Source organism: Phenylobacterium sp., assembly GCF_030693805.1.
In the GTDB taxonomy this organism is placed as follows: domain Bacteria; phylum Pseudomonadota; class Alphaproteobacteria; order Caulobacterales; family Caulobacteraceae; genus Phenylobacterium.
This window is the reverse complement of sequence record NZ_JAUXZW010000194.1, coordinates 1-4,610: the sequence shown is the minus strand read 5'-3', so window position 1 is coordinate 4,610 and position 4,610 is coordinate 1. Positions and strand designations below refer to the sequence as shown.

The following is a 4,610-nucleotide window of genomic DNA, read 5'->3' as shown; positions in this document are numbered from 1 at the left end:
CCCAGTATCAGACTCTTTACCTACATGACGCTCGTCCGATCTATCGCGCTCGCCAACGCCTCGGAGCTGGATTGCGCGGTGCTGGATGTGAACCTGGGCGGTCAGCCGATTTTCCCTCTGGCCGACATCCTGCGTGCAAGGGGAGCGCCGTTCGCCTTCGCCACCGGTTATGGCGACGCGGGCCTACGCGAGGTCGACAAGGGTTCGCTGGTTCTGCAGAAGCCGTTCCGCGAAACAGACCTGGCGCGGATCCTGGGGGAACTGCGCGCCGCCGCCGGCGTTTGACGCCGGCTCAGGCCTCGCCTGGCGCGAGCGCTCTGATCGCCAGCGCATGCACCGGGCCGGCCAGCTCCTCGGCCAGCGCCTGATGCACCATCCGCTGGCGCGCGACGCGGGAAGCGCCAGCGAAGGCTTGTGATTCGATGGTGACGTTGAAGTGGCTCTCGCCGCTTTCACGCGCGCCGGAATGGCCGGCGTGGCGTCCCGAGTCGTCCTCGATCTCCAGCCGCGTGGGATCGAAGGCGTGGTTCAGCTTGTTGCGGATGGCTTCGAATATGGCGCCCATCGTCGGCATCTTCAATTCTTGAAAGGGATTCAGGTCCCCCCATACTTGGCTCATGGCAGGCGCGTTTCAATATAAGCCGAAGTTCGTCGACATCCGGGTCCGGCCTCCCACTGAGGAGGAGGCCGCGGCCGAGGACGTGTGGGCGCTGAAGCCCGGCGAAAGGGCCTGCGATCACCCGGGCTGCCGGGTGGCGGCGACGGCGCGCGCGCCGAAGTCGCGCGACATGCTGAACGAGCACTACTGGTTCTGTCAGCCGCACGCCGCGGAGTACAATCGCAGCTGGAACTTCTTCCAGGGCATGAGCGAGGGCGAGATCCGCGCGCGCCAGGAGAACGAGATGTTCACCGGCGGCCGGCCCACCTGGGACTTCAAGGCCTCGAACCGCTCCCGCGAGGCGGCGGGCGCCTTCGCCGGCAAGTTCGCCAAGGGCCAGGGCTATCGCGACCCCTTCGACATGTTCGGCCGCAACGCCGGGCAACCGAACCCGAGCTCGTCTGGTCGGAGTCTGGGGAAGCTGGAGCGCAATGCGCTGGCAGATCTCGATCTCGACGACGCGGCCGACGGGCCCAGCATCCGCGCGCGCTACACCGAACTGGTGAAGCGCTGCCACCCGGACGCCAACGGCGGCGACCGGTCGTCCGAAAACAAGTTGCAGCGTGTGATCAAGGCCTATCAATCGCTGCGCAAAGCCGGGATGGTGTAGTCCCTGCCCCTGCGGCGGCGACCGCTCGCCGTCTCCGGAATCACCCGTTTCCTTTGACCCCATAACTATGTAATCGACACAGCGCGATGACCGCCTTCGACGAGACTGACGATAAGCTGCTTCTGCTGGCCCCGGACACCAAGGTGTCCGTCCGCGAGGCTTTCGGGCTGGATAGCGACCTGATGGCGCCGGCCTACAGCACGCGCGATCCGCACGTGCCGGATTTCGATCCCGCCTATAAGTTCGACCCCGAGACGACGCGGGCGATTCTGGCCGGGTTCACCCACGACCGCCGCGTGATGGTCCAGGGCTATCACGGCACTGGCAAGTCGACGCACATCGAGCAGGTGGCGGCGCGGCTGAACTGGCCGCTGGTCCGTGTGAACCTCGACAGCCACGTGTCGCGCATCGACCTGGTCGGCAAGGACGCCATCGTCCTGAAGGACGGCAAGCAGGTCACCGAATTCCGCGAGGGCATGCTGCCGTGGGCGATCCAGCGGCCGATCGCCCTGGTGTTCGACGAGTACGACGCCGGCCGCCCGGATGTGATGTTCGTCATCCAGCGAGTGCTGGAAGCGCAGGGCAAGCTGACCCTGCTGGACCAGAACCGGGTGATTCGCCCGAACCCGTGGTTCCGGCTGTTCTCGACGACCAACACCATCGGCCTGGGCGACACCACCGGGCTCTATCACGGCACCCAGCAGATCAATCAGGGCCAGATGGACCGCTGGTCGATCGTCACCACGCTGAACTACCTGGCGCACGACGTGGAAGCCGAGATCGTGCTGGCCAAGGCCCCGACCTACGACACGCCTGAGGGCCGCCGTACGCTGGCCGCCATGGTCCGTGTCGCCGACATGACCCGCAACGCCTTCATGAACGGCGACATCTCCACGGTGATGAGCCCCCGCACGGTGATCACCTGGGCGCAGAACACCGAGATCTTCGGCGGCGACGTCGCCTTGGGCTTCCGGATGACCTTCCTGAACAAGTGCGACGAGCTGGAACGCGCGACGGTCGCGGAGTTCTTCCAGCGCGCCTTCGGCGCCGACCTGCCCGAGAGCGCGGCGCGCGTCCGCGTCGCCTAGCAACCTTAACGACCGCGCAAGAAAAAGCCCCCGCGGCCGCTGGCGCGCGGGGGCTTCTCCGTCGCCGGATCCGGCCCCTATCCGCCGGTGATCTTCCGGCCGGCGAACACGCCGAGCGCCAGGAAGATCAGGAAGCCAACGACAAACACGAAGAACAGCAGCTTGGCGATGCCCGCCGCCGCGCCCGCGATGCCGCCGAAGCCGAGCGCACCCGCAATCAGGGCCACGACGGCGAAAATCAGCGCCCACTTGAGCATGTGTATCTCCCGCTAAGGGGTCGCTTTGACCCACTGGGGAAACGCGGTTCTGACAGCGGCGTTCCGCAGGCCTGCACGCCGCAACTACGGTAATCCGAGCGCCAGCCGGCGATTTCTCCTTCCGCCGCCCTCGACGCCTGCTTTAATGACCACAGCAATGGCAAAAGATCCCCAAAGCCCGGTCGAACCGTTCAAGCGCGCCTTGGCGCACGCCGCGCGTTCGCTGGCCGAAACCGCCGACCTGGAGATCGTCTATTCCGGCGAGGGTCCATCGCTGGTCGGCAACCGGGCTGTGTTGCCGCATCCGCCACGCGACCTGACTGCGGCGGACGCCTCGCGCATCCGCGGCCTCGCCGACCAGATGGCGCTCCGCGTCGCCCATCACGACATCGAATCCCACGCCCGCCTGCGGCCTAAATCTCCGGAGGCGACGCCGCTCTACGACGCCATCGAACAGGTGCGCGTGGAGGCCATCGGCGCCAACGCCTTGGGCGGGGTGCGCGCGAACCTAGCTTCCCTGCTCGACCAGACATACGCCCGGCGCAATTTCCACACCCTGGAGGCGCTGAACGATCCGCCGATGGTCGACATCGTCTCGATGATCGTGCGCGAGCGGCTGACCGGCGAGAAGCCGCCGCTGGCCATCCGGCCGCTGGTGGACGCCCTGCGCGCCGACATCGAGACCAAGGCTGGCCCCGACCTCGACAAGCTGTCCTCGGTGCTGGAGGACCAGCAGGCCTATGCGCGCGTCGCCCGGGCGATCCTGCACGACCTGGAGATCGGCGACGAACTGCAGGATGTCGACACGCAGGATGACCAGGACGCCCAGGACAACGAAGGCGACTCCAACGAGCTCGACCAGGAAGACGAAGGCGACGCCGACACCCAGTCGCCGCAGCAGTCGAGCTACGAGGAGGACGACAGCGGCGATCCCGATCCCGGCGACAGCCAGACCATGCAGGCCGAGCCCAATCCCGACGGCGAGGAGAGCGACGAGCCGCCTGAGATGGGCGAAGGCGCCCAGCCGGCCAGGCCGCAACCCGACACCGACGGCAAGATCACCTATCGGGTGTTCACCGCCTCCCACGACGAGATCGTGCCGGCTGAGGAGCTGTGCGACGGCGAGGAACTGAGCCGGCTGCGCGGCTATCTCGACCAGCACTTGGCCAACCTGTCGAACGTGGTGTCCCGGTTGGCCAACCGGCTGCAGCGCAAGCTGCTGGCTCAGCAGAACCGCGCCTGGAGCTTCGATCTCGAGGAAGGCATCCTCGACGTCGCGCGCCTCACCCGGGTGATCACCGACCCCACCGCCCCGCTCTCGTTCAAGGACGAGGAGGAGACCGAATTCCGCGACACGGTGGTGACCATCCTGATCGACAACTCAGGCTCGATGCGCGGACGGCCGATCATGGTGGCGGCGGTCTGCGCCGACATTCTGGCCCGCACTCTTGAGCGCTGCGGCGTGAAGACCGAGATCCTCGGCTTCACCACCCGAGCGTGGAAGGGCGGCGCGGCGCGTGAGGACTGGCTGCGGGCCGGCAAGCCTGCCCAGCCCGGGCGCCTGAACGATCTGCGCCACATCATCTACAAGGCCGCCGACATGCCGTGGCGCCGCGCGCGCCGCAACCTGGGCCTGATGATGCGCGAAGGCCTGCTCAAGGAAAACATCGACGGCGAAGCGTTGATCTGGGCGCACCATCGCCTGATCGGGCGGCCCGAGCAGCGTCGCATCCTGATGGTGATCTCCGATGGCGCGCCGGTCGACGATTCGACCCGGTCGGTGAACTCCGGCCACTACCTGGACCGCCACCTGCGCGAGGTGATCGCCGAGATCGAGGCGAAGAGCCCCGTGCAGTTGATCGCCATCGGCATCGGCCACGACGTCACCCGCTACTATCGTCGCGCGGTGACCATCGTCGACGTCGAGCAACTGGCTGGCGCGATCGTCGAACAGCTGGCGGGGCTGTTCGAAGAGGACGTGAAGAAGGCGACCCGCG

At 66.9% G+C, this 4,610-nt stretch carries 6 protein-coding genes; 4 read left to right on the top strand and 2 right to left on the bottom strand.

The annotated features are described in order from the left end of the window. The coding region (locus Q8M88_RS07900; protein WP_305596113.1) for a hypothetical protein at positions 1–285 on the top strand (285 nt) is incomplete at its 5' end. A gap of 7 nt (positions 286–292) precedes the next feature. On the opposite strand, the gene Q8M88_RS07895 is transcribed toward Q8M88_RS07900, so the two are convergent. Continuing rightward, positions 293–565 (bottom strand): BolA family transcriptional regulator, encoded by a 273-nt coding sequence (locus tag Q8M88_RS07895; RefSeq protein ID WP_305596111.1) that lies wholly within the window; start codon positions 563–565, stop codon positions 293–295. A gap of 52 nt (positions 566–617) precedes the next feature. Here Q8M88_RS07895 and Q8M88_RS07890 point away from each other — a divergent pair, with 52 nt between their 5' ends. Beyond that, a complete protein-coding gene (locus tag Q8M88_RS07890) occupies positions 618–1,268 on the top strand; it encodes a DnaJ domain-containing protein (RefSeq protein WP_305596109.1) in 651 nt (216 codons plus the stop codon). 86 nt (positions 1,269–1,354) lie between these two features. Next, positions 1,355–2,356, top strand: coding sequence for a cobaltochelatase subunit CobS (gene cobS, locus Q8M88_RS07885; protein WP_305596107.1), 1,002 nt, complete (start codon positions 1,355–1,357; stop codon positions 2,354–2,356). Positions 2,357–2,433: 77 nt separating this feature from the next. Here the strand turns inward: cobS and Q8M88_RS07880 are convergent, their stop codons facing one another. Continuing rightward, the gene (locus Q8M88_RS07880; protein WP_305596105.1) at positions 2,434–2,613 is read right to left on the bottom strand and encodes a DUF1328 domain-containing protein; all 180 of its coding nucleotides are present in this window, start codon (positions 2,611–2,613) and stop codon (positions 2,434–2,436) included. A gap of 157 nt (positions 2,614–2,770) precedes the next feature. Between Q8M88_RS07880 and cobT the strand changes: the two genes are divergently transcribed. Beyond that, positions 2,771–4,610: cobaltochelatase subunit CobT (gene cobT / locus Q8M88_RS07875; protein ID WP_305596103.1), on the top strand; the 1,840-nt coding region annotated here is incomplete at its 3' end.

Coding starts and splice junctions, on each gene's coding strand:
- Q8M88_RS07880 (WP_305596105.1), bottom strand. CDS start 2,613: ATGCTCAAGTGGGCGCTGATTTTCGCCGTCGTGGCCCTGATTGCGGGT.
- cobS (WP_305596107.1), top strand. CDS start 1,355: ATGACCGCCTTCGACGAGACTGACGATAAGCTGCTTCTGCTGGCCCCG.
- Q8M88_RS07890 (WP_305596109.1), top strand. CDS start 618: ATGGCAGGCGCGTTTCAATATAAGCCGAAGTTCGTCGACATCCGGGTC.
- Q8M88_RS07895 (WP_305596111.1), bottom strand. CDS start 565: ATGGGCGCCATATTCGAAGCCATCCGCAACAAGCTGAACCACGCCTTC.